Genomic DNA, 1,850 nt, shown 5'->3' with positions numbered 1-1,850 from the left:
GTCTGACGGCGGAGTACACAGCCATATTCAACATTTGTACGCACTCTTGAAGCTTGCGAAAAAAGAAGGCGTTGAAAACGTCTATATTCACGGCTTCCTTGACGGCCGCGATGTAGGCCCGCAAACAGCTGAGAAGTACATCAAAGAGCTTCAGGAGCAAATCGAAGAAATCGGCGTCGGCGAGATCGCAACATTGTCAGGCCGCTATTATTCAATGGACCGAGACAAGCGCTGGGACCGTGTCGAAAAAGCGTACCGCGCCATGGCATACGGAGAAGGACCGAAATATGAAAATCCGCTCGATGTCGTGAAAGATTCTTATGAAAACGGAATTTACGATGAATTCGTCATTCCTTCCGTCATCACGAAAGAAAACGGCGAGCCTGTTGCGACAATTAAGGACAACGATGCGGTCATTTTCTACAACTTCAGACCTGACCGGGCGATCCAGATTTCCAACACGTTCACCAATGATGACTTCCGCGATTTCGACCGCGGAGACAAGCATCCGAAAAACCTTCATTTCGTCTGCTTGACACATTTCAGTGAAACGGTTGACGGATACGTGGCATTCAAACCGGTCAATCTCGACAACACAGTCGGCGAAGTTTTATCCCAAAACGGGTTGAAGCAGCTTCGCATCGCTGAAACTGAAAAATATCCGCACGTTACGTTCTTTATGAGCGGCGGACGCGAAGAGAAATTCCCTGGCGAAGAGCGAATCTTAATCGACTCGCCTAAAGTTGCAACATACGACTTGAAACCTGAAATGAGCGCATATGAAGTAAAAGATGCGCTTGTCAAAGAAATTGAGGCTGAAAACCATAACGCGATCATCCTCAACTTTGCCAACCCTGACATGGTCGGACATTCAGGAAAAGTCGAGCCGACGGTCAAAGCAATCGAAGCGGTTGACGAGTGCCTCGGCGAAGTCGTTGATGCGATTCTTGCAAAAGGCGGCCACGCGATTATTACGGCCGACCACGGTAACGCAGACGTGCTGATTACTGAAGAAGGCAAGCCGCACACCGCACATACGACAAATCCGGTTCCTGTCATCGTCACAAAAGAAGGCGTGACATTAAGAGAAGGCGGAATCCTCGGGGATCTGGCGCCAACTCTTTTAGACTTGCTGGGTGTTGAAAAACCGAAAGAAATGACAGGATCGTCATTAATTCAAAAATAAGCTTTAAAGGAGAGAAACAAACATGCCATACATTGTTGATGTTTATGCACGTGAAGTATTAGACTCCCGCGGTAACCCGACGGTTGAAGTTGAAGTATACACTGAATCAGGAGCTTTTGGACGCGCGCTTGTTCCAAGCGGAGCTTCCACTGGTGAATACGAAGCTGTTGAGCTTCGCGACGGCGACAAAGACCGCTACCTTGGAAAAGGCGTTTTAACAGCCGTTAACAACGTAAACGAAATCATCGCACCTGAGCTTATCGGCTTTGATGTGACAGAGCAAGTATCAATCGACAAATTGCTGATCGAACTTGACGGAACTGAAAATAAAGGCAAGCTCGGCGCCAACGCCATCCTTGGCGTATCAATGGCCGTTGCCCGCGCAGCTGCGGATTTCTTACAGATTCCTCTATACCAATACCTTGGAGGATTCAACTCTAAAACGCTCCCAGTACCGATGATGAACATCGTAAACGGCGGAGAGCATGCGGACAACAACGTTGACATTCAAGAATTCATGATCATGCCTGTCGGTGCGGAAAACTTCCGCGAAGCACTTCGCATGGGAGCACAAATTTTCCACAGCTTGAAATCAGTTCTTTCTGCTAAAGGAATGAACACTGCTGTAGGTGATGAAGGCGGATTCGCTCCAAACCTTGGTTCT

At 48.2% G+C, this 1,850-nt stretch carries 1 protein-coding gene and 1 pseudogene; both read left to right on the top strand.

Annotated features, from left to right (window positions below; genetic code table 11):
• On the top strand, nt 1-1,186 hold a 1,186-nt coding region (gene gpmI, locus C1T29_RS20095; protein WP_208945540.1), incomplete at its 5' end, for a 2,3-bisphosphoglycerate-independent phosphoglycerate mutase.
• 22 nt (nt 1,187-1,208) lie between these two features.
• Nucleotides 1,209-1,850, top strand: a pseudogene (eno, locus tag C1T29_RS20090) (phosphopyruvate hydratase); the annotation flags it as partial.

The sequence above is a fragment of the Bacillus sp. MBGLi79 genome (assembly GCF_002953915.1).
Note: the sequence above shows the minus strand (reverse complement) of the source record. Positions and strands in the feature narration are given on the sequence as shown.